Origin of the sequence: Anaerofustis butyriciformans (assembly GCF_036289385.1) — a bacterium.
Lineage (GTDB): Bacteria > Bacillota > Clostridia > Eubacteriales > Anaerofustaceae > Anaerofustis > Anaerofustis butyriciformans.
The window spans coordinates 74,690-98,359 of sequence record NZ_JAYFFH010000001.1 but is presented as its reverse complement, the minus strand read 5'-3'; the positions used below and the strand labels follow the sequence as shown (position 1 = coordinate 98,359).

Here is a 23,670-nt window from a genome sequence, read left to right as displayed (position 1 = left end):
GGGATAAAAAATGAAATCAGTTTTAGTAATAGGAATGGGAAGATTTGGAAAACATCTTTCAAGAAAAATGCAAGAACTAGGAAATGATGTAATGATAATCGACAAAGACGAGGAAAGAGTTTCAGAATTTGCATCAGAATTTACAGACTCTCAAATCGGAGATTGTAGAGTAGAAGGAGTTTTAAAATCAATAGGAGTAAATAACTTTGATATTTGCTTTGTTGCCATTGGAGAAGACTTCCAATCATCTTTGGAAATAACAGCACTTCTTAAAGACTTAAATGCAAAATGGGTTGTAACAAAGGCAAGCAGTGATATACAAAAGAAACTTCTTTTAAGAATAGGTGCAGATGAAGTTGTATACCCTGAAAGAGATACGGCAGAAAAATTGGCAATAAGATCAAATGCAAAAAATATTTTCGATTATATTCAATTAACAGATGAATATTCAATATATGAAATTCCAATTATTAACTCATGGATTGGAAAAACAATTATCGAGCTTGCTATAAGAAGAAAATACAAAGTAAACATCATTGCAGTGAAAAATGCAAACTCTTTAGATCCTGTTCCAAGTCCTTTATACACTTTCAAAGAAGGAGATCATATAATTGTTATAGGAAAATCATCAGATGTTTTCAAACTTACATCGTTAACTTAAAAAAGACTCTTAAAAAAGAGTCTTTTTTAATCCTGTGTTTTTAAATATTCTATTAATGCCTTACTGTTATGCCTTACCACTCCATCCATATAAGTTACAAGATCAAGTCCTGTAAATTTATATTTCTTTTTCATTTCATCGCTTAAATTAGCTTCAACAACTTTAGAATGTTTCTTTTTGTATTTCTTTAATACTTCATCATCAATACTTCCCGTATTATATATAACTTCATCAAAAATTCTAAGATCTGACGGAATATGTCTTTCAACCTCTGTTACATGTTTTGTAACATCAAACCCATCGGTTTCACCATGCTGAGTCATTATGTTTGCTACAAAATATTTTTTAGCTTTTCTGTTTTTGCTTATAGCATAAGGTATATCAGTAATAAGAAGATTTGGAATAATTGATGTATACAAACTTCCCGGACTTAAAATTATAATATCCGCATTATTTATCTTTTCAACTGCATAATCATTTACCTTTGCACTGGTTGGAGATAAAAATACCCTTTTTACTTTTGCTTTCATTTTTATTGCCTGCTTAGGTATCTTTGATTCTCCGCTTACAACAGCTGTATTTTCAAGAAGAGCACATAAAGTTACATTATCATTCTTTGTAACAGCAACTACCTCACCTTTAATAGCGAGAACATCGCTTATATCCTTTATGGCTTTAGGGAAACTTTCGCTTATTTCATTTAAAGCTGCAAGAAATAAATTACCAAAAGAATGTTTTTTCAATGCCCCTTTTGTAAATCTATATTCCATAAGTTTTGTCATAGTGGATTCATCTTCTGCAAGAGCGGTAATGCAGTTTCTTATATCCCCTACTGCTAAAATACCAAGATCCCTTCTTAATTTACCGGTACTTCCGCCGTCATCAAAAACTGTTACAATGGCACTGATATTATCTGTATGTTTTTTAAATTCCTTTAATAAAACACTGTTCCCAGTCCCTCCGCCTATTATAACAATATTTTTATCCTTAAATTTCATATAATCACCTTCTTATAAATATTAATATTGGTAATTATCCTTACTTATGTCTCTATGCTCTTCTGTCACCATGTAATTATCTTCGGATAATCTTCTAGCTAACTCACTTGCAATGGCAACAGAACGGTGTCGTCCTCCCGTACATCCTATTCCAATGACAAGTTGAGCCTTACCTTCCTTTATGTAATAAGGAATGGTAAATGAAATAATATCATATAGTTTATCCATAAATTCTTTTGTCTGTTCAAAACCAAAAACATAATCCGCAACTTCTTTATTCTTCCCTGTTAAAGGCTTCAAATCTTTTTCATAAAAAGGATTTGGAAGAAATCTTACGTCAAAAACTATATCTGCATCATGAAGTATTCCATATTTAAACCCAAAAGAACTAACATTAATGGTAAAAACAGAAGGAACATCATCAAATCTGCTGTAACAATCATGAAGTATCTTTTCAAAATCTCTTTCTTTAAGCTTAGAAGTATCAATTATAAGGTCAGCCCTTCTTCTAACCTCTTCCATTGATTTCCTTTCTTTTTTTATGGCAACTTCTATTCTGTCATTTCCGGAAATCAAATGTTTTCTTCTGTTCTTTTTATATCTTGAAATAAGTACATCATCATCAGCATCAATAAATAAAATTTCCGCATTTCTTTCTTCTTTTAAATTATCTAAAATAAGACCTATATCATCGAAAAAAGCACTTCCTCTTACATCAAGTACAATAGCTATATTTTCTATTTTAGGCTCGCTTTTATCCAGTAGCTCTATAAATGTATCTATAAGTTTCGGAGGAAGATTATCTACACAATAAAATGCTCTATCTTGAAAAAATCTTAGAGCAACACTCTTTCCTGCCGCCAACATTCCCGCAACAACTATTATTCTCATTTCATACCTCCCTTTGTATTTTATTATATAATTAATTACGTATCAAAGTAAACTTTAAAATAAATATTTAATATAAATTTTAATTTTTTTTCACTGCATTTTAACTTATAAATGTTAATGTATAATAAATAAATTGTATTAAAAGGCATAAAATGGAAGAATATATAAAGAATTTTTTTGGTGAAATTTTAGAAGGATTTGATTTAACACATATCTACGAAGATATTATTGTAATACTTATTATAATAATTACAATAATCTTAATAATAAAATTAATAAAAACTTATATTGCAAGCTTAAAATAAGTTAGTATATTTTTTTGTCTTTTTTACATAATAACTAAAAAGAAGCCATAACTTTTGTTATGGATTTTTAAAATGGAAAAAGAAAATGAAGAGGTCCGTAAAACAAATACCCCATAACACCTGATAATACAATAAGCATAATAGGATGCATTTTCTTGAATTTAAATTTTAACATTAAAATTATTATTAAAATAATTATTCCTATATAATTTGTAACTTTACCGTTTGTAATAAATATTGACGCAAAAATAGTGAAAGCAGAAGAGGCAATTGTTCCAACCACTGCTGGTCTAAGTCCCGCAAGAACTGCTTTTACATATTTATTATCTTGAAAATCAAAGAAAAATTTACTTATTATAAGTATTATTATTAGAGATGGCAGAACAACTCCAAGTGTTGCGGCAGCTGCTCCTAAAATTCCTTCCTTGTTAAAACCTATAAATGTTGCAATGTTTATAGCAAATGGTCCCGGAGTAGACTCGCTTATTCCTATAAAATCAATTATATCCGAAACGGTTGCCCAATTATGAGATATAACTTCTGCTTTTATAAGAGGAATCATCGCATACCCCCCTCCAAAAGTAAACAAACCTATTTTAAAAAACACCGTAAAAAGCTGTGCTATCATTTTATTCAATCCCTCCTTTTACGATGTTTAATCCATGCACCAAAACACCAAGCAAAGCACATGCAATAAGTACATAAATTACGTTTATCCCAGTAAAAGCGGTTATTAAAAACGAAACTATCAATAACGTAAGATTAAACCAATTGTTTTTTATCTGCTTTGAAAGCTTTATTGCTGCTTCCAAAATAAGAACTATAACCCCGGCTTGTATACCTGAGAAAATATTGTTTACTATAACATTGTCTCTGAACATGTTAAACAAAACGGAAACTACAATAATAACAAAAAAAGACGGTAACACAACACCCAAAGTGGCAACTACGGAGCCAATCACTCCCTCTATTTTATAACCAACAAAAGTGGCACAATTTATGGCAAGAGGCCCTGGAGTACTTTGTGAAATTGCCGTTATATCAAGCATTTCTTTTTCACTAATCCATTTTTTATTTTCAACTACTTCCTTTTGTAAAAGAGGAATCATTGCATATCCTCCCCCAAAAGTAAAGGCTCCTACATTTGCAAAAGCCAAAAATAACTCCAATTTTTTGTTTTTCAATTTAAACTCCTTTAGAAAAATATTATGAGAAATAGTTTAAACGAATTTCAGCTTATATATTATAACATAGATATATATATTTATTTTTCTTTATACAAACTTTTTACATAATAAAAAGGATGAATGTCTAAACATTCATCCTTTAATTATTTATTAAAAATAACCACAGCCTTAAATAAATCTCCGTCAATATCTATAGAAAAACTTCCGCCTTGAGCTTCAACAAAGCTTTTTACTATTGCAAGCCCAAGCCCGCTTCCACTTTCATGTCTTGATTTATCACCTCTGACAAATCTCTCTACAATTTCATCACTTGTAAAATTCATTTGGGCTGCAGAAATATTTTTAAGAGAAATTATAACCTTGTCATCTTCTTCAGTTATATCAATATATACCCTTGTTCCTTCCATGGTGTATTTTGATATATTATTAAATAAATTCTCAAACACCCTGTAAGTTTTGTTACCATCAAGTAAAAGATTTATATTCATATCATAAGTATTCATTATTACATCGAGATTTCTGCTTTCAAATAAATCACTACACTCACTCTTTGTCTGCTCTATTAAAGATACTATGTTAAGTTCCATTAAATCAAGCTTTATATCTCCGCTATTTACTTTACTTACTTCAAATAAATCTTCTATTAAATTGCTTAATCTGTCAATATATTGGTTTAGCATTTTAAGATATTCTTCTTTTTGTTCATTTGGAATACCCTCCTGCCCCATAAGTTCAACATAATTTTTAATTCCCGTTAAAGGTGTTTTTAAATCATGACTTACATTACTTATAAGTTCTGTTTTCATGTTCTGGGATTTTGTTTCTTCTTTAACAGCTTCTTTAAAACCCTCTTCAATATTTTTAAATTCATCTCTTAATGAATTAAATACTCCCATATCTTCATTCATTTCGTCATTAAAATTGCCTTTTGCAAGTTCATGAGTTGAACTTAAAAGAGTATTATAATTATTATGAATCTCATCTGTCTTCTTTTTAAGCATGAAGAATAAGAAAACAGAATAAATTATTGCAAGTATAGAACCAAATCCCCATAAGAAAGTTAAGAAAATTATTATTAGCATATTCATAAATAAAAATTTCATTAACTTTTTATTTACAGGATCCCTTAAATCAATACTTATTAAATTGTTTAATACCTCTTTAACTTTTCTAACAAGAAGAGAAATCAAAGTATCTTCTTTTATAAATCTCCATATACCTTCAACAAATATATATTTTATATCGAAACATCCTATTGCAATAGATAAAAATGTAACTACCCATACAAGAATATTTGAAACCAGAACCATAAAATTAGGATATCTAAGTCCTATTTTATTCATAAGGCTTAAAAACATTCCGTTAATTGAATATCCAGCACAAACCAAACAAGCCATACAGCACATAGTAATAATAAATGAAATTAAAAATAAATTTACCTCTCCTTTAAAACTTATAAATGTTTTAAAAGGTTTAACCTCTTTTACTATCTTTGTAGGAGCAAATAAAATAAATATTGCTATTATAGCACTTCCTATAAGAAGACATACTCCGGTAAATGGATTATAATTTTCCCATGAATTAATATAATAGGATATTGCTCCTCCATTATCAGAAAGAACCTTTGGAATTGCATATGTAAAACTCATATTCTTAGGAATATTCATTTTAATTTGATCATACGGTATTATGTATCCATCAATATAGTAATATTCAACTCCATCTTCAACAATAAAAGCAGAATCTCCATACATTGAAGAAATATAATTATAAGCAGGATACTTTGAAAAATATGAAGCAGAATAATTTGAATCGCTTTTCAAATTACCTTTACTGTCATATGAAAATGACACATAATAAATATTATCATTTTCTTTACTCGCATCAATATCACTTTTTACATAATTTTTGTTTTCCTTATTTTTTACATAATATATAAAATTACTGTCATTTTCAAGTAGTGAAACACTGCTTGTCATATTATCTTCAAAACGTTCATATATACTGTTTTGCACATTTTCAGGAACATCTTTACCAAAAGAAAAAACCTTAAAATCAGGATCTAATTCCATTGTTTTAGCCAAAGTAAAATATTTCATATCCTCTACTAAATATGAATTGATTACATAAGATTTATCTGTTATTTTTCCTTCAACATTATCATATAATCCAATGGCTATACTACTTAAAAAAACAATCAATACCGTTAACAACGATATAAAAATATATTTTTTTTTCATTAAATATCACCCATAATTATAATTTTTCGATTTTATATCCTACACCCCAAACTACTTTAATGTATTGTGGTTTTTTAGGATTAACTTCTATTTTTTCTCTAAGTCTTCTAATATGTACCATTATGGTTTCAGTACTGATTGCTTTTTCATTCCATACAAGTTCATATATCTGTTCTGCAGAATAAACTCTTCCTGGATTTTTTATAAGAAGTTTTAATATTTCATATTCTTTAACAGTTAATTTAACCTTTTTACCGTTAGCAAAAACCTCTTTTGTGTAGTCGTCAAGTTCAAGTCCACCGACAATATATTTATTGCTTTCTTCTTCTTTTGGAGCATTATTTTTTAAATTTAAAATTTGTTCATATCTTCTAATTTGCGAATTTACTCTTGCAATTAATTCCATTGAAGCAAATGGTTTTGTAACATAATCATCGGCACCTATGTTTAATCCTGTAATTTTATCAATATCTTCAGATTTTGCACTTAAGAATATTACAGGGAAATCATATTTTTCTCTTACTTTCATAACCATGGTAATACCATCCATAACAGGCATCATTATATCTACTATTGCTAAATGGATGTCATTGTTTTGTATTATTTCAAGACCTTCTTTTCCATTTTCTGCTTCAAATACATTATACCCTTGATTTTTCAAATATATTATTATGGCGTCTCTTATACCTTTTTCATCTTCAACAATTAAAATATTATGTTCCATTTCTCTTCCCCTTTTATTTTTTATAATTATATTTTATACAACATAATCAACTTTTTGAAGTATTATTTAATTTTTTATAATAAAAAAATCCAAAAACTACTAAAAAAACGGTAATAACACCTACAATAATCGCCATTAAATAATTTTGCTCTCTAATAGAACCTGTTATAAAAGTAGATGTTATAATACTTGGAATTCTTCCGATAGTAGTAACAATAAGCCATCTGTAAAGTTTAATATTGGTTAAAGAAACAAGGTAGGTCATAACGTCCTTTGGTGTTCCCGGAATTAAAAATAAAATGAAAATCCACATTAAATTTTTCTTTTTTTCGAAAAGTCCTTCAACCTTTTTTATTTGTTCTTTTTTAAACATAAGGTTTATTACTTTACTTCCAAAAGTTTTAACAAGATAATATACAACTATTGTCCCTAAAAATGAACCAACCAAGCATATTATAGTTCCCCATACGGAGCCAAACATATATCCTGCCGCAAGTTCAATAGGTTCTCCAGGAATAAAAGCAATGAATATTTGAAGAGTTACAATTAAAATCATAAACAATTCTTTTATTCCATGAGGCATTGACTTCGCATATTCTAAAATCTTATTTATATCTAACGTAAAAAAAATACCAATCAAAACCAAAACCGCAATTGAAATTATAGAAATTAAAGCTATTTTCTTTTTATTCATAGTTGTATACCCAATTTAGATTATCTTCAAAAGAATAATTCCAAACCCTTTGTGTATTATATAAATTGTTGAGTTCGTAAACACTTCCTTCAAAAACCGTTTCAAACTCATCTCTAAATGCAATTTCACTTGGTCTGATATGCTTACTGCCTTTTTCAAAATCTATAATTTCATTCATATTTAAAATTTCACTTACAAACTGAGAACAAAATTTATAATTTTGTCTGTTTAAAGTAATATTTTTATTACAAAACATTAATCCTAAAATATCATATTTATATTTAAATCTGTTTTTATACATCATTTCAATAGTATTATTAATTTTGTCAAATTGATGTTTATTTATATTAATTGATACAATTTTTATTTTTATATCTTGATTTCTTTTATATAAACCATCAAAAGGTGATTCCTTTGCAAATCCTGCGGGAAGCATAAAATTTGTATATCTTCTCCCAAAAGAATAAAATTCCCTAAAGTTTTCATCAGTCGAAATCGCAACATGTGTATAAGGCTCTTTTGTCCTTTGATATATTGCTTTTGAAAGCAAAGTATTTGATCTTGAAAACATTAAATAAACTTTATAATTTTTTTCAAAAATTCTCATAATATCACCTCTTTACACGGATATTATAAAAATTATTTCTTATAAAAAACTTGTCAATTTTATTAAAATTTTCTTAAATATTTTTATAATCAAAGTTTTTAAATTTAAACAATAAAATTTTAAACAATAATTTACATATCATTTTTATTTGAATATTAAAACTATTTTTAAGAAAAAATAAAACAAAAGGAGGTTGAAATGGAATTTAAAAATTCTAAAACAGTTAAAAATTTAATGAGTTCTTTTATAGGTGAAAGCGGCGTTTACCAAAGATATTCATATTATGCCAAAAGAGCAAAAGATGACGGCTTTAAATATATAGAAGATATATTTAACGAAACCGCCATGAATGAACTATATCACGCAAAAAGATTTATGATGCTAATAAATAAAGAACTACCGGGAGCAAAAATAAGAATAAGCGAAAGCGACTATCCGGTATTTCTTGGAACAACTCTTGAAAATTTACAGTTTGCAGCAAAAGGCGAACACGAAGAAGCAACGGAAATTTATCCTTCTTTTGCAAAAACAGCAAAAGAAGAAGGTTTTAATGATGTAGCTGCTTACTATGAACTTATAGCAAACGTTGAAAAATTTCACCATGAAAGATTTGAAAAGCTTAAAAACGAAGTTGAAAATGGATTCTTTACAAGAGAAGATGATACAACATGGGTTTGCTTAAAATGCGGACATAGATATCAAGGAAAAACTTCTCCTAAAGTCTGCCCTATATGTTCCCATGAACAAGCATATTTCAAACCTATTTTAAATTGTAATAATTAAAAAAAGTGCTTTAAAAGCACTTTTTTTATTCTTCTATTTGACTTTCAATTTCTTCATATACACTGTTTAAAATCTCTTCATTGTACCCTTTATTATAAAAAAATGAATATACTTTATATTTAACGGATTTTATATCTTCACCTTTGTTTAAATATTTATAAAATCTTTTTCTTATTTTCTCTTTTATTTTTTCATTTTCTACTAAGGAATCTTCTTCAGAAATATATTCATCAATAAGAGAATTTACAAGTTTATAATCATATCCTTTTCTTATAGCAGAATTTATTATCTTATCTTTCTTTTCTCTTAAGAAAAGCTCTTTGTGTTTGTTATTTTGTTTTGTAATAAATTCAATTAAATTTTCTCTTTCTTCCTCTTCGCTAAAATGCACATTTAAAGAAGAATATACAATATCAGGCTTTATCCCTTTATTAATAAGGTCATTTTTTATTTTGTTTCTACCCGTAAGTGATGATACTTTTGTTCTTATGAAACTTTGAGAATAATCATAGTCATTTACATATTTAAGCTCAAGTAACCTGTTTAAAATATCATTAATGACAATTTCAGGAAAATGTTTTTTTTCTAAATAAGTAATAATCTCCATTTCACATCTTATGGCATAAGAAAGATAATTAAGACTTAAGTTAAGTCCGCTTTCATATAAATAATCATAGCTTTCTTTTACAAGCTCTTCCATCTCCACTTCATCCATAACAGCTAATTTGTCTATTACTTTTTTGTCAAGCCTTAAAATTATTTCATCATTTAATGTTACGTTATATTCCCTTTTTGTTTTAGATATATTTGTTACTACATCCATAATCTACCTGTCATACTACATTGCTTTTATTATATCGCAAAGAAGAATTGCGCAGTTATCACTTGCTTTTTTCAAGTTTTCTCTAAAATCAGTATTTGCACCTTCGTCCGCACTGTCACTTATTCCTCTAATCCCTGCAAAGTTTATTTTGTTTACATAACAAACTTCACCAAGAGAAGCTGTTTCCATATCTGTACAGTATCCATCAAAATTTTCAATTAAATATTCTTTATCTTCCTTTGAAGAAACAAATTTATCGGCAGTCATTATATTTCCAAAGTAAACTTTAAAATCATAATTTTGAACCAATTCTTTTGCTGTTTCGTTTATTTTTTCATATTGTTTAAAATCTTTTATATCAATGTCAGGTACTTGTCCAATTTCATAACCAAGCCCCCTTACATCCATATCAGACTGGATAGCATTTGTTGCAAGGACAACATCTCCTATATGCATTCCGTCTTTTAATCCTCCTGCAACTCCGCAATTAATAATCAAATCCAAATCAAAGTTATCAATAAGTTTTTGTGCTGTTAAAGCCATGTATACCTTACCTGTAAAACATCTTACAACTACAACGTCTTTACCATGTAAATTTCCAATAACATAATCCGTATTATTAATATTTTTTATTTTAACGTCTTCCATACTTTCTTTTATGTAATTAAGTTCTTCTTCCATTGAAGCAATTATTCCTATCATACTATTCACTCTCCTTTAATAATTCCTTAACATTATAAAATAAATCAATATTAAAAACAAATTATTTTTCTTTACTTTGTTACATAAAATAGTATACTACAAGTAAGAAAATATCTTAGAGGTGAAAAATGGATTTTTTAATTAATTTTTTAACGCAGTCAGGTCCAATCGTTTATATGACGATTTTCTGCCTTAAAGTTCTTGAAATATCGCTTGATACAATAAGAATCGTTTTAATAAATAAAGGTCAAAAAGAACTTGGCAGTCTGGTTGGTTTTGTTGTTATCATTCTATGGATATTTGTTGCATCAAGTGTTTTATCTACACTTCAAGAAGATTTATGGAAAGCTCTATTCTATGCTTTAGGATATGCAGTGGGTATTTATGTTGGAATAGTAATTGAAAAGAAAATCGCTCTTGGATATGTAAGCATGGAAATAAACGTAAGAGGTGTTACAGGTGAAGACCTTGCTAAGACACTTAGAGATAATAAATTCGGCGTAACAATAATGAAAGGTGAAGGTTTTAATCATACAAGATATATTTTAAAACTTCATGTAAACAGAAAAAGAGTTGAAGAAGCCATGAATATTGCCTATCAAAACGTTCCCGACTGTGTAATTACAATAAACGATATTGTAACAATGGAAGGCGGATATATGTATGGAGTAAGAAGACGTAGATAAAAAAAGAAACCATAATGGTTTCTTTTTTTTAATCTTCTTTATTATCTTCTTCTATTATTCCTCTTTCCAAAGCTTTATCATGGACAAGATGTAAAAGTTCTATCTCTCCATCAATTTCTACTTCATAAGGATAATTCTTTCCAATAACCTTAAATGCATCAAGTTGTTCTCTTGCTTTTTCTTCATCTTTATTATATAAAAGTTCGTATGCATAAAGCTGTCTTCTTCTTGAAATATAATAATTCTGTGTTACAGCTATATATCTTTTTAAATCTTCATCGTATATCTGTGTAATTTTTTCATCCCTGCAATCACCAATAAGTTCCAAAAAGAATAATTCGCTTTTTATTTCACTTTTATGAACACTTAACATATCATCAATGTTATCTAAAGAATATTCTATAAGCTCTCTTGCTTTATCAAATTCTCTTTTATCAATTAGATAACATACTCTAAAATTAAACATTGCGCTAACCAAAGGATTTTTACAATTCGCTTTTTCGTCAACTTCAAAAAGCCTTTCATCCATATCCTTATATCTTATGCCTTTTGTAAGAAGACCATTAATTTTAAGCTGAGCATAAAAAGCCTTTTTTGTATTCAAATCTTCATCAAGATAAAGAGCATTTGCACCATCATTGGCTATCCCTCCAACACGTCTTGGGATTCCGTTTAACATTGCAAAATACAAACTTAATGCACTTGCAACTATAAAACCTTCCGAAAGAACTATAATATAAGGAAGAGAAATATATAATAAAAAACAGATTATTCCAAATAATAAATTGAAAATCACACCACCAAAGCTATATAAAACATAAGGGAAATCATAATCATCACTTTTTATATCAGGAGGAATCATTAAACATTGTCCACCTGTTCCCGGTATATGATATTTTTTATATGTAAGCCTTTTTCCACTTTTTATAAACATCATATTTGCTATTCTAAAAGAAGCAAACTTATATCCCGATAGTAGTCCAAAAACAAAATGTCCGCCTTCATGAATGATAATTGAAACATAAACCAGTACACTTGCCCAAAGCATTAAGAAAAGCAGACTTTCAAGCCCATGAAAAACTCCAATGCCTTTTATCATAACCATTCCCACAACTAAAGCAAGACAAAGAATCATTGCTAAATCTGGAAGGAAATCTGCATTTGAATTTTTATTATCTTTTTGATAAATGTTATTTTGAATTTCTTTATCTTCGTTATTTTCTTCTATAAAAGACTTATTATCATCTTCGTAAAGGTTGTTTTCCTTTTTCTTTTCATCCTCTAACTGTTCAAAATATTTTTTTTGAATACTTATATCGTAATTTTCTTTCTCAAGAAGCATTTTATCTTTTTCGACACTGTCTTTTTCATCTAAAATATTCTTATCATCAGTTAAATAAGTCATCAAATAATCGTCAAAAGTCTTTGCTTCTTCTCTGTTTTTATTTTCGTCCATACTTTTCACCAATAAATTTAATTTTTAAATATATTACCATATAAACGATTTATTTACAAATAATAAAAGATACCCCTAAAGAGTATCTTCATTTGGTAATATATTATTTTTCTTCTTAGAATTCTTTATTAAATAAATTGATGTTATAACAAATGTAGTAGAATCCGTAAGAGCAGTAGATATATCTAAAATACTTATTGAATACATAACCCATAAAAATAAATTTATACATAAACTCATTTTTGTTTCCCTTATGCCTTTAAAGTAAAAACTGCATATTGAATATTCACATGTTGCTATTATTGGCAGAAATCCTATAATACCTCTGTTATTTGATATTAACCCAAAAACAATGGTAAAAACAGTACAAATTATCATTAATTTTTTAGAGTATTTATCTATGGATATAGCATAATTTCTTACTGCTGTTGCAATCAATGCAATTATTCCTGAATATGCTCCCAAAAATAAAGATGAAATAATAAGTAAAAGAGCATTTATTGTTTGAAGAATAAAAAGTGTTTTTCTTTTATCAACTAAACTACTGCTTATCATAAAACAAGTAGCAATTAAAGATATTACATTTCCTATTATTATGTTCATTTATTCCCTCTCAATTTTGTATTTTGTAATATTTTAATTTACCTGTATTTCTTTATTTTCTTTTTTATATTTAAAAATTGATACTGTATTAATTACAAGAGTTGTAAAATCGGATATTCCCGTAGAAAAATCTAAAATACTAAAGGAATATATAACCCACATAAATAAGTTAATCCAAATACTGTACCTTGTTCCCTGTACATCTTTAATGTAATAACTGCAAAATGTATATTGCAGTGTTGCAAGAATCGGAAGAAAACCTATAAATCCCCTATTGTTTACAATAATACCAATAATAAAAGACAGTATCATAAAAACAATCATTATATTTTTTGTAAATTTATCTTTTGAAACAATAAAATTTCTTATTGCAGATAAAATAAGAGATGCTACGCCTGCATAGGAAACAAAAAATATAGATGCTACCGCAAGCAACAAAGCATTTATAAACTGAAACATAAAAACCCTGCTTCTGTTATTTACCATGCAACTTAGTATCATAAATAATGCTGCTATAAAAGAAATTATATTGCCTATTATTATATTCATACTACCTCTAAAAATAACAAAATCAAAGAGAATTATATCACATTATTTTATATAATTCTTTAAAATATTTTAAAAAATTAAAAAATTATTTTATAAAAAAAGAGCCTTTATGGCTCTTTTTAGTTACCCATTTTTTGTTGTTGTCTTTTTCTGTTTTCAGCTTTAATTCTAAGTTGTTTATCAAGGATTTCTTTTCTTACTCTTAGATGATTTGGTGTTACTTCCAAAAGTTCATCGTCATTTATAAATTCAAGATATTGTTCCAAACTTAATTGTCTGTGAGGTGTAAGTCTTAATGCTTCATCACTTCCCGCAGCACGCATATTTGTAACTTGTTTTCTCTTACATACATTTACAGTCATATCGTCAGGTCTTGAGTTTTCCCCTACAACCATTCCTTCATAAACAGTAGTATTTGGTCCGATAAACAATGTACCTCTTTCTTGTGCATTGTATAAACCGTAAGTAATACTTTCTCCAGGTTCACTAGCAATTAAAGAACCTCTGCTTCTGCCTTCAAGATCTCCTTTATATGGCATATATTTTTCAAAGTTTGAGTTTACAACAGCAGTACCTTTTGTAGCTGTCATAAGTTCACTTCTGTATCCGATTAGTCCTCTTGAAGGAATCATAAATTCAAGTCTTGTATATTTATCACTTGATTTATCCATATTTAAAAGTTCACCTTTTCTTGTTGCACAGCTTTCTATAACTGTTCCTGTATATTCATCATCAACATCAACAACAAGTCTTTCAAAAGGTTCACATAAAACGCCGTCTATTTCTTTTGTTATAACAGTTGGTTTTGATACCATAAATTCATAACCTTCTCTTCTCATATTTTCTATAAGAATTGAAAGATGAAGTTCTCCTCTTCCTGATACTTTGTAAGTATCTGCACTGTCAGTAGGTTTTACTTCTAGAGAAATATTTGATAGAAGTTCTCTGAATAATCTATTTCTAAGATGTCTGCTTGTTACATATTTTCCGTCCATTCCGGCTAGTGGTGAAGTGTTTACGGAAAAGTTCATTGAAAGTACAGGTTTATCTATTTCAACAAAAGGAACAGCCTCTACATTGTCAACAGCTCCGATTGTTTCTCCTATGTTAATATCTGCAATACCTGCTATACATACGATTTCTCCGGCGCTTGCCTTTTGACAAGGAACTTTTTTAAGTCCTTCATAAGTATAAAGTTGAGAAATTTTACCTTTTGTAACATTTCCTTCTTTTCTTGCAATACTTACCATGTCATTTGCTTGAACATGACCTCTTTCAATTTTACCGATTGCAAGTCTTCCTGTGTATTCATCATATTCAATGTTTGATACAAGGAATTGGAAAGGCTTTTCTTCATCTCCTGTAGGACAAGGAATATTTTCTTTTATAGCCTTAAATAATACTTCAAGGTTATCATCTTTTTTTACAGGTGTTTCACTTGCCCAGCCTTGTTTTGCAGAAGCAAAAAGAACTTTTGAATCAAGATAGCTTTCATCAGCTTCAAGATCTATAAATAATTCCAATACATCATCGGCAATTTTTTCAGGTGTTGAATTTTCTCTATCTACTTTGTTTATAACTATTATTACAGGTAAGTTTTGTTCCAATGCTTTTTTAAGAACAAATCTTGTTTGAGGCATACAACCTTCAAAAGCATCAGCAAGAAGAATAACTCCATTTACAAGAGAAAGACTTCTTTCAACTTCTCCCCCGAAGTCAGCATGTCCAGGTGTGTCTACAATGTTGATTTTAATATCATCATAGTATACTGATGTATTTTTAGCTAAAATAGTAATTCCTCTTTCTCTTTCAAGATCATTTGAGTCCATTACTCTTTCATTTACATCTTCATTTTCTCTGAATGTACCGCTTTGTTTAAGCATTGCATCTATTAATGTAGTTTTACCGTGGTCTACATGAGCAATGATTGCAATATTTCTTATATTTTCTTTCTTCATTAATTCATCCTTCTAACTTTTTTTATTTTATAAAATGTGCATAAGCACGCTAATATTCATTAACTAAAAAATTATATCACTATATAAAATCAATGTCAATTTTAAGCACCAATAAATCCTTTTATAACCTTAATATAGCCTCTTTTTTAAAATTTTTGAATAAATTTTTTATATAAGGCAATAATAAAAAAATAAAATTTATTAATTATTAATTTTTTTATCATTTTAATTTAATATTTATTATTTATAATAACAATGTAAAATATAGAAATATAAAATTAATGTTTCCAAATTTTATATAATATATTTTTACCCTTTGAAATTGATATTGTTTTGTTTTAGTGAAAAAACACCGCAAGGTGTTTTTTTCTTTTTATAAACCAATACTATAATTAATCATAAAACTGAAGTTTGTAAATATAATCTATTAGGAGGCTTTTTATGATTAATTTAAACGGTAAAAAAATTAAAATGTTTTTTTCTATTTTAGTATTCATTATTTTTTTAATTACAATATTTATCCTATTTTTACATAATATCAATGCAGGTATTGATAAAACTCAGTGGGGACTTGGAAATTATAAAGAAAACAAACAACCTGTAGGAAATGCAGATAAAGAAACATTAGAAAAATATAATGCGTACTATGTGGGAGATGAAAATCAAAAAGTTATTTATCTTACATTTGATGCAGGTTATGAAAATGGATATACATCTAAAATACTCGACACCTTAAAAGAAGAAAAAGTCCCTGCCGCCTTTTTTCTGGTAGGTAATTACATAGAAAAAAATCCCGATTTGGTAAAAAGAATGATTAATGAAGGTCATATAGTAGGAAATCATACATATTCACACAAAGATTTAAGATATGTAAGTGACGAAGAATTCAAAAAACAACTTACAGATTTGGAAGATTTATACAAAAAAACAACAGGTAAAGAATTAAAAAAATATTTAAGGCCTCCGGAAGGAACGTTCAACGAGCATACTCTTTCTATTGCAAACAGCATGGGATACAAAACAATTTTTTGGTCACTTGCATATGTTGACTGGAACAATAACGAACAAAAAAGTTTCAGCAGTGTATTTGAAAAAATAATGCCTAGAATGCATAACGGTTGTGTAATGCTTTTACATTCAACATCAAAAACAAACAGCTTAGTTTTAAAAGATTTAATTACAACACTTAAAAAGGAAGGATATACCTTTAAAAGTTTAGATGATTTAACAAAATAAAATAATATTTTTATTTTTTCTCCACATACTAAATACGTAACCAAAAGTTACGACTTTAAAATGTACAGGAGGAAAAACATGAATAAAAATACTTCAATCGAATGCGATGTTAAAAGCTGTGAATATAATTGTAATGACTGCAACTATTGTTCTCTTGATTCAATCAAGGTAGGTACACATGAATCACATCCAACACAATGTGACTGTACTGATTGTCTTTCATTTAAATTAAAAGCCAAATAGGAAACCCTCCCTAATTATATTACCTCTCAAACTTAATATTATATGGTATAAAAAATTTATATCATACAAAAAAGGAAGAATGCTTATTCTTCCTTTTTATAATTTAAAAGCATCATTTAGTTTATTTTCAAAATTTTTTATTTTCTCTTCCAACATATCAATCTTATTCATTATATCTGTATTATCATAATCATTTTCTTGTTTTAATAGTCCAATTCCATATTTCCATATTTTAAATTTATATTTTCTTTTCTCCATAATCTACCTCCTTAATATATTTTATATTTAAAATATATTAAAATTTTAAAAAGTACGAGTATTCCAACTAAAATAAATTATTGATAAAATATATATTATTATTTATTTGAGGTAATAAAATGGAAAAATACGGACCTACAATAAAACAAATAAGAACAAATAAAAATATCACTTTAAAAGAAACTTACATCGGTATATTAAGCAAATCTTTTGCCATTGATTTTGAAAAAGGAATGTATGACATAAAATTTAGTAAAATGCTTGAAATATTAAATAGAATAATGGTTTCTCCTGAAGAAATGATATTTATACATAATAAATATAAATTATCAAAACTTGATAATATTATGGAAAATATAAATACAAACAATTTAAAAACGAGTTGTAAGTATATAACAAAAGAATTAGAAAATATCAATAAAACGATTAATTATAATGATACAAAAACTAATTTAAAATATATGCAACTGACATTACTTAAAAATATTAATCTAAAAGAAAACATATTAAAAAAAGAAGAATGCAAAAAGGCAAAACAATATATAAAAAATTATCTTTTTGCCACAGAAAGTTGGACACTGGAAGAAATCAAAATATTTTCAGATATGAATTTTATATTTGACGAAGACAGAACTGAGCTTTTTATTTTAGCATGGGAAAACATGGAAAAATATAAAAACTATCCGAATTTTAAAATAAATCTTTCTCATTTACTTATAAATAACATATATTATTTATTCATAGAAAAAGAATACATTATAATAAAATCAGTAATAAAAAGATTAAAAGAGATAACAGACGATATAACTATGCTACATTGGAATGTGCTTACAATGTATTTTGAAGGAATATATTTATATATTGTAAATAAGGAAGAAAAAGGAATAATCAAAATTAATGAAGCAAAAAAGATTTTATATTTAACAAATCAATTAGAAATAATTAATATGTTGAATGAATGTTTTAATGTAATAAAAAATAAAAAGCAGTAAAAACTGCTTTTTATTTTTATTGTTCGTCAACATCTATAATATTATCATTTTGGTTATTTTGATTATATTGGTTGTAATTTGTTTGACCATAAGGATTAGATTGTATCATATTTATAGCATTCATTAATTTCAATACATTCTTTTCTTTTGTATTTCCCATAATCATAAACCAATCTATTATAGTCCAGATACCACATCCACCAGCTGTAAGAAGTTTCAATACACCAAGGCTACCCTCACCAAGCATCATTCTATCAACACCAAGTCCTCCAACTAATAAAGAAACAATCAACATTACAACAGGTGATTTAAACTGCATTGTTGATAGTTGAACAAAACATTCATCAGGAAGCGCTTGCAACCTTTCTCTTATTAACATCATATTTTCTTCAGGAAAATATTCAGAATTTGATATTAAAAACATATCTACTTTATTTTGTTCCATAATTTTCTCCTCTCATTCTACCTGTATATCCTAATTTAAGTATATAATGGTTAAAGGTTTTATGTCAATAAAAACCTTTATTATTTAGTTTTTCTTAAGAAATGGAAAAGGATAGTTTGACTAAAAAAATTTTTTATATTATATTAAAATAAAAAAGAAAGTATATTAGATTATATTATCTATGAAAAAGAAAAATATCAAAAAATACATTTTAATTTTAACAGTAATAGCCTTATACGCTTTTATTATAAATATAACAAAAATAAACTGTCCTATACGATATATTCTAGGACTACCTTGCCCTTTTTGCGGGACAACAAGAGCGTTAATTTCTTTTTTGAATGGTAATATAAAACAAGCATTTTATTATCATCCTCTGTTTATATTGTCTATTCCTTTTTTAATTTTGCTTATTACTTCTAACGAAAAGTATTTTTTTAAAATGAATAGAAAAACCAGAACTTGCATTCTTTCTTTTATTGCTATTTTATATATTGCTATATATATTATAAGAATGATATTTTTTTATATTCCTTAATAAAATATTACAAATATTAAGAATTAATTAACTTTATGTTTTTTTGATGTTTATAAGAAAATATTGTGATATAATAATAAAAAATTTTATTACATACTTTTCAAATAGGGAATAAAAGAGAGTCTTACATTTTTGTAAGACTCTCTTTTCATATAAAAAAGGTTGTGATTAAAACCACAACCTTTTAATTTATTTTATAACAATATTGTAAATTCTACCTTTTACATAAATTTCCTTAACGATTTTCTTACCTTCAGGAATATTTTGTACAGCTTTTTGAGCATGTACTGTTTCTTTAACTTCTTCTTCAGAAGCATTTCTGTCTACAACTACTTTACCTTTGAATTTACCATTAACTTGAATTGGAATTTCAATTTCATCGGCAATTGTTTTTTCTTCATCATATTCAGGCCAAGAAGCTTGATGTAAGTATCCTTCAAATCCTGCTCTTTGCCATAATTCTTCTGTTAGATGAGGAGCAACAGGGTTAAGCAAAATAAGGAATGTTCTAAATTCTGCTTTATTTATTTTTCCTTTGTCATAAACTTCATTTGTTAATTTCATAAGTTGAGCTATTGCAGTGTTAAATTTAAGAGTTTCATAATCTTCACTTACTTTCTTAATTGTTTGATGCATTAAAGTAGTAAGTTCTTTAGAATATTCTTCTCCGTCAACCACTAAATCTTCCATTTTGGCAACTCTGTCTAAGAATCTCTTACAACCTTTAACTCCGTTTTCACTCCATGGAGCAACTTTTTCAAAGTCCCCTATAAACATTTCATATGTTCTTAAAGTATCAGCACCGAATTCGTCTACAACTTCATCAGGATTAACTACATTACCTTTTGATTTAGACATCTTTTCATGGTTTTCACCTAAAATCATACCATGACTTGTTCTCTTTTGATAAGGTTCTTTTGTATTTACAACTCCAATATCATATAAGAATTTATGCCAGAAACGAGAATATAACAAGTGAAGTGTAGTATGTTCCATACCACCATTATACCAATCTACATTCATCCAGTATTTAATAGCTTCTTCGCTTGCAAGAGCTTCATCATTATCAGGATCTGTATATCTTAAATAATACCAGCTTGAACCGGCCCATTGAGGCATTGTGTCAGTTTCTCTTTCAGCATCAGCACCACATTTAGGACATTTAACCTTATACCACTCAGGCATATTTTTAAGTGGACTCTCACCGTCATCAGTTGGTTTATAATCTTTTACATCTGGAAGTGTAAGAGGAAGTTCGCTTTCATCAAGCGGAACGAATCCACAGTGAGGACAGTTTATAATTGGAATAGGTTCTCCCCAATATCTTTGACGAGAGAATACCCAGTCACGAAGTTTGAAGTTAGTTTTTCTTCTTCCGATTCCTCTTTCTTCAACGATTTGTGTCATTTTTTCTTTTGCTTCTTTAATATCTAAACCATCAATCAATGGAGAATTTACAAGTTTACCGTCTCCTGTGTAAGCTTCTTTTTCAATATCTCCGCCGCTTACAACTTCAACGATAGGTAAATCAAATACTTTTGCAAATTCATAGTCTCTTGTATCATGAGCAGGTACAGCCATAATTGCACCTGTTCCGTATGTCATAAGTACATAATCAGAAGCAAAAACGCTTATTTCTTTTCCAGTAATAGGATTTATAGCACTTACGCCTTCAAGTTTTACACCTGTTTTTTCTTTATTAAGTTCTGTTCTTTCAAAATCAGATTTCTTAGCAGCTTCTTCTTTATATTCAACTACTTTATCATAATTTGTTATTTTATCTTTTAATGTTTCGATTACAGGATGTTCAGGAGATATAACCATATATGTTGCACCGTAAATTGTATCAGGTCTTGTTGTATATACAGTTAATTTTTCATCGCTATCTTTAATTTCAAAATTAATTTCAGCACCATAACTTCTGCCAATCCAGTTCTTTTGACTTGATTTTACTCTATCAATAAAGTCAAGATCATCTAAATCGTCAATAAGTCTGTCTGCATATTCAGTAATTTTAAGCATCCATTGATTTTTAACTTTTCTTACAACTTCTCCCCCACATCTTTCACAAACGCCGTTTACGACTTCTTCATTTGCAAGACCAACTTTACAGCTTGTACAGAAGTTTATTGGGAATTCTTTCTTATAAGCAAGTCCTTTTTTAAATAATTGTAAGAAAATCCATTGTGTCCATTTATAATATTTTGGATCTGTTGTATCAATTTCCCTTTGCCAGTCAAAAGAGTAACCAAGAGATTTTAGTTGTCTTTTGAAGTTAGCAATATTGTTTTTTGTAACAATTGCAGGATGAACACCTGTTTTGATTGCATAGTTTTCTGTTGGAAGACCAAATGCGTCAAATCCCATTGGGAAAAGTACGTTATATCCTTGCATTCTCTTTTTTCTTGAAACTATATCAAGAGCAGTGTATGGTCTTGGATGACCTACGTGAAGACCTTGTCCTGATGGATAAGGGAATTCAACCAAAGCATAATATTTAGGTTTGTCAAGTCCTGTTACTGCATGGAAACATTGTTCTTTATCCCAAATATCTTGCCATTTTTTTTCTATTTCTTTAAAGTTATAATTGTCCATTTATTTCTCCTTATTTATAACTATTTCGATTTAACATTAACATTTTTATTATAGTTAATTTATGGCACTTAAGTCAACTAAAATGTAATAATTTCTGCTTAAATTATATATTAAATAAGCTTTATGAAACTAATATATGTATAAAATTTGATTAATATAAAAACTTAATTATTATTTTAACATATGGTTTTATCCCATAAATAATTTATATACTATTGCTTAAAATAAATGCATATATAAAAACTTTTAACCATATATTTTAATATATAAATTATGGAGGTTTTGCATGAATAGAAAAAATATCATATTCATATCCGTTACGATACTACTTGTTATAATTCTTGCAATTTTTGGGATAATGTCAGGTATGAAAAATAATAAACCGGTAGATATAACAGGAGAATATAAACTTGAAAAAGTGAATGTAGACAAAAAAGAAATCGATTATTCAAATTTAAACTTCTATTATGTTTTTAACAGTGATTATACGGGAAACATAATCTTTGAAGATGTTAAGAGTGATTTTAAATATGAAATTAAAGAAGAAGACAAACAACTGCTTTTGGTAATAAAACAAAATGAGAAAGATGTGTTAACTTATGCAGTAACAAAAGAAGAAAACGGAATAACAATAACCCACGATACACTGGGAAGTTTATATTTAAAAACAGAAGCTGTTCCTGACAGTTTGAAAAAATAAAAAAAAGAAGCATAAGCTTCTTTTTTATTCTAAAGTATTATTTTCGCCTTTTTGGATTTCTCCCAAAATATCAAGACCTTTTTTTCTCATAAAATAATTTTGTAAATTCTCTGCACTTGCATTTATGATAAGCTCTTCAGGGAATCCCGCTGCTTCTATTATTCCTTTTGCTCTGTCTATCTTACCTACTCCAAGACAGAAATGAGCATCTGAGTTAACAGAAATAGGCACTTCATATTTTTTACATAACTTGGCTATTTCAAGGCAATTTTCTTTGCTTCCCTTTCTTGCATAAAAAGAGTTATTGTTTACTTCGACAACTTTGTCATATTCATTACATTTAGAAATAACTTTTTCATAGTCGAATTTGAACGCAGGAGAACCTAAATGCCCCAAAATATCTACTCTTGGATTTTCAAGTACTTTAAGCATTATTTCGGTAATTCTGTCAGGATCTCTTTCAAGGAAAGTTTCATTATGAATTGATGCAACTACATAATCCAAAGTATCAAGCACATGATCTGGAATATCAAGTCTTCCGTCAGGTTGAAGTATATTTGCTTCAGCACCTCTTAAAACATATACACCTTCAAGAATTCTTGGAATAAACATTTGAAGAGATTGAAAATGCCATTGATGAGCTCCATCTTCCATTGCAGGGCCATGATCGGTATTGCCTATGGCAATATGTCCTGCTTTTTTTGCCCCTTTGCACATTTCAATAATTGTAGAATATGCATGATGAGATACGTTTGTATGTGTGTGTAAATCTGCTACAATATTCACTTTAAATCAC

General features: G+C 27.9%; 27 protein-coding genes. 9 read left to right on the top strand and 18 right to left on the bottom strand.

The window, feature by feature from the left end; all coding sequences use genetic code 11:
• Positions 1-10: 10 nt before the first annotated feature.
• On the top strand, positions 11-661 hold the full coding sequence (locus V2W16_RS00535) for a potassium channel family protein (protein ID WP_329379802.1): 651 nt from the start codon (positions 11-13) through the stop codon (positions 659-661).
• Between the two features lie 26 nt (positions 662-687).
• On the opposite strand, the gene V2W16_RS00530 is transcribed toward V2W16_RS00535, so the two are convergent.
• Together V2W16_RS00530 and rapZ are read right to left on the bottom strand one after the other, a co-directional pair.
• Positions 688-1,659 carry a gluconeogenesis factor YvcK family protein gene (locus V2W16_RS00530; protein ID WP_329379799.1) on the bottom strand — a complete coding sequence of 324 codons (972 nt, stop codon included), beginning with the start codon at positions 1,657-1,659 and terminating at the stop codon, positions 688-690.
• 21 nt (positions 1,660-1,680) lie between these two features.
• A complete protein-coding gene (rapZ, locus tag V2W16_RS00525; protein ID WP_329379796.1) occupies positions 1,681-2,550 on the bottom strand; it encodes an RNase adapter RapZ in 870 nt (289 codons plus the stop codon).
• Between the two features lie 152 nt (positions 2,551-2,702).
• Between rapZ and V2W16_RS00520 the strand changes: the two genes are divergently transcribed.
• The gene (locus tag V2W16_RS00520) at positions 2,703-2,855 is read left to right on the top strand and encodes a hypothetical protein (RefSeq protein ID WP_329379793.1); all 153 of its coding nucleotides are present in this window, start codon (positions 2,703-2,705) and stop codon (positions 2,853-2,855) included.
• Positions 2,856-2,922: 67 nt separating this feature from the next.
• Here the strand turns inward: V2W16_RS00520 and V2W16_RS00515 are convergent, their stop codons facing one another.
• The 6 genes from V2W16_RS00515 to V2W16_RS00490 form a co-directional block, all read right to left on the bottom strand.
• Positions 2,923-3,483 (bottom strand): chromate transporter, encoded by a 561-nt coding sequence (locus tag V2W16_RS00515; protein WP_329379788.1) that lies wholly within the window; start codon positions 3,481-3,483, stop codon positions 2,923-2,925.
• Between the two features lies 1 nt (position 3,484).
• Positions 3,485-4,039, bottom strand: coding sequence for a chromate transporter (locus V2W16_RS00510; RefSeq protein WP_329379785.1), 555 nt, complete (start codon positions 4,037-4,039; stop codon positions 3,485-3,487).
• Between the two features lie 146 nt (positions 4,040-4,185).
• Complete coding sequence (locus V2W16_RS00505) at positions 4,186-6,282, bottom strand: sensor histidine kinase (RefSeq protein WP_329379781.1); 2,097 nt, start codon at positions 6,280-6,282, stop codon at positions 4,186-4,188.
• Positions 6,283-6,298: 16 nt separating this feature from the next.
• Entirely contained in the window at positions 6,299-7,006 is a 708-nt protein-coding gene (locus V2W16_RS00500; RefSeq protein ID WP_138269301.1) for a response regulator transcription factor, read from the bottom strand.
• Positions 7,007-7,052: 46 nt separating this feature from the next.
• The gene (locus V2W16_RS00495; RefSeq protein WP_329379775.1) at positions 7,053-7,700 is read right to left on the bottom strand and encodes a TVP38/TMEM64 family protein; all 648 of its coding nucleotides are present in this window, start codon (positions 7,698-7,700) and stop codon (positions 7,053-7,055) included.
• Positions 7,693-8,307, bottom strand: coding sequence for a hypothetical protein (locus V2W16_RS00490; protein WP_329379772.1), 615 nt, complete (start codon positions 8,305-8,307; stop codon positions 7,693-7,695). The genes V2W16_RS00495 and V2W16_RS00490 overlap by 8 nt, the downstream gene beginning before the upstream one ends.
• A 198-nt stretch (positions 8,308-8,505) precedes the next feature.
• Here V2W16_RS00490 and rbr point away from each other — a divergent pair, with 198 nt between their 5' ends.
• Positions 8,506-9,090, top strand: coding sequence for a rubrerythrin (gene rbr / locus V2W16_RS00485; protein ID WP_329379770.1), 585 nt, complete (start codon positions 8,506-8,508; stop codon positions 9,088-9,090).
• Positions 9,091-9,115: 25 nt separating this feature from the next.
• Here rbr and V2W16_RS00480 read toward each other — a convergent pair whose 3' ends face one another.
• Both V2W16_RS00480 and V2W16_RS00475 read right to left on the bottom strand, forming a co-directional pair.
• A complete protein-coding gene (locus V2W16_RS00480) occupies positions 9,116-9,913 on the bottom strand; it encodes a RecX family transcriptional regulator (RefSeq protein WP_329379768.1) in 798 nt (265 codons plus the stop codon).
• 15 nt (positions 9,914-9,928) lie between these two features.
• A complete protein-coding gene (locus tag V2W16_RS00475; RefSeq protein ID WP_329379765.1) occupies positions 9,929-10,615 on the bottom strand; it encodes a 5'-methylthioadenosine/adenosylhomocysteine nucleosidase in 687 nt (228 codons plus the stop codon).
• Between the two features lie 128 nt (positions 10,616-10,743).
• On the opposite strand from V2W16_RS00475, the gene V2W16_RS00470 reads away from it, so the two are divergent.
• Positions 10,744-11,301, top strand: a complete 558-nt coding sequence (locus V2W16_RS00470; protein ID WP_138269295.1) for a DUF2179 domain-containing protein — start codon at positions 10,744-10,746, stop codon at positions 11,299-11,301.
• A gap of 28 nt (positions 11,302-11,329) precedes the next feature.
• Here the strand turns inward: V2W16_RS00470 and V2W16_RS00465 are convergent, their stop codons facing one another.
• The 4 genes from V2W16_RS00465 to typA all read right to left on the bottom strand — a co-directional run bounded on the left by V2W16_RS00465 (position 11,330) and on the right by typA (position 15,867).
• Positions 11,330-12,757 carry a M50 family metallopeptidase gene (locus tag V2W16_RS00465; protein WP_329379762.1) on the bottom strand — a complete coding sequence of 476 codons (1,428 nt, stop codon included), beginning with the start codon at positions 12,755-12,757 and terminating at the stop codon, positions 11,330-11,332.
• 75 nt (positions 12,758-12,832) lie between these two features.
• Positions 12,833-13,360, bottom strand: coding sequence for a YgjV family protein (locus V2W16_RS00460; RefSeq protein WP_329379759.1), 528 nt, complete (start codon positions 13,358-13,360; stop codon positions 12,833-12,835).
• Between the two features lie 33 nt (positions 13,361-13,393).
• Positions 13,394-13,909 (bottom strand): YgjV family protein, encoded by a 516-nt coding sequence (locus tag V2W16_RS00455; RefSeq protein WP_329379756.1) that lies wholly within the window; start codon positions 13,907-13,909, stop codon positions 13,394-13,396.
• Between the two features lie 119 nt (positions 13,910-14,028).
• The gene (gene typA, locus V2W16_RS00450; RefSeq protein WP_329379753.1) at positions 14,029-15,867 is read right to left on the bottom strand and encodes a translational GTPase TypA; all 1,839 of its coding nucleotides are present in this window, start codon (positions 15,865-15,867) and stop codon (positions 14,029-14,031) included.
• 441 nt (positions 15,868-16,308) lie between these two features.
• On the opposite strand from typA, the gene pdaA reads away from it, so the two are divergent.
• Positions 16,309-17,103: a delta-lactam-biosynthetic de-N-acetylase gene (gene pdaA / locus V2W16_RS00445; RefSeq protein WP_329379750.1), complete on the top strand. Its 795-nt coding sequence runs from the start codon at positions 16,309-16,311 to the stop codon at positions 17,101-17,103.
• A gap of 78 nt (positions 17,104-17,181) precedes the next feature.
• The gene (locus V2W16_RS00440) at positions 17,182-17,346 is read left to right on the top strand and encodes a DUF1540 domain-containing protein (RefSeq protein WP_138268460.1); all 165 of its coding nucleotides are present in this window, start codon (positions 17,182-17,184) and stop codon (positions 17,344-17,346) included.
• Between the two features lie 96 nt (positions 17,347-17,442).
• Here V2W16_RS00440 and V2W16_RS00435 read toward each other — a convergent pair whose 3' ends face one another.
• The gene (locus V2W16_RS00435) at positions 17,443-17,604 is read right to left on the bottom strand and encodes a hypothetical protein (protein ID WP_329379745.1); all 162 of its coding nucleotides are present in this window, start codon (positions 17,602-17,604) and stop codon (positions 17,443-17,445) included.
• Between the two features lie 119 nt (positions 17,605-17,723).
• On the opposite strand from V2W16_RS00435, the gene V2W16_RS00430 reads away from it, so the two are divergent.
• Positions 17,724-18,596, top strand: a complete 873-nt coding sequence (locus tag V2W16_RS00430) for an Rgg family transcriptional regulator (RefSeq protein WP_329379742.1) — start codon at positions 17,724-17,726, stop codon at positions 18,594-18,596.
• Between the two features lie 16 nt (positions 18,597-18,612).
• Here the strand turns inward: V2W16_RS00430 and V2W16_RS00425 are convergent, their stop codons facing one another.
• On the bottom strand, positions 18,613-19,041 hold the full coding sequence (locus tag V2W16_RS00425) for a TM2 domain-containing protein (protein ID WP_329379739.1): 429 nt from the start codon (positions 19,039-19,041) through the stop codon (positions 18,613-18,615).
• A 181-nt stretch (positions 19,042-19,222) separates the two neighbouring features.
• Here V2W16_RS00425 and V2W16_RS11155 point away from each other — a divergent pair, with 181 nt between their 5' ends.
• The gene (locus V2W16_RS11155) at positions 19,223-19,579 is read left to right on the top strand and encodes a DUF2752 domain-containing protein (protein WP_425353929.1); all 357 of its coding nucleotides are present in this window, start codon (positions 19,223-19,225) and stop codon (positions 19,577-19,579) included.
• 189 nt (positions 19,580-19,768) lie between these two features.
• Here the strand turns inward: V2W16_RS11155 and leuS are convergent, their stop codons facing one another.
• Entirely contained in the window at positions 19,769-22,174 is a 2,406-nt protein-coding gene (leuS, locus tag V2W16_RS00420; protein ID WP_329379736.1) for a leucine--tRNA ligase, read from the bottom strand.
• A gap of 286 nt (positions 22,175-22,460) precedes the next feature.
• Here leuS and V2W16_RS00415 point away from each other — a divergent pair, with 286 nt between their 5' ends.
• Complete coding sequence (locus V2W16_RS00415; protein ID WP_329379733.1) at positions 22,461-22,874, top strand: hypothetical protein; 414 nt, start codon at positions 22,461-22,463, stop codon at positions 22,872-22,874.
• 24 nt (positions 22,875-22,898) lie between these two features.
• Here V2W16_RS00415 and V2W16_RS00410 read toward each other — a convergent pair whose 3' ends face one another.
• Positions 22,899-23,660 (bottom strand): phosphatase, encoded by a 762-nt coding sequence (locus V2W16_RS00410; protein ID WP_329379730.1) that lies wholly within the window; start codon positions 23,658-23,660, stop codon positions 22,899-22,901.
• Between the last annotated feature and the right edge of the window lie 10 nt (positions 23,661-23,670).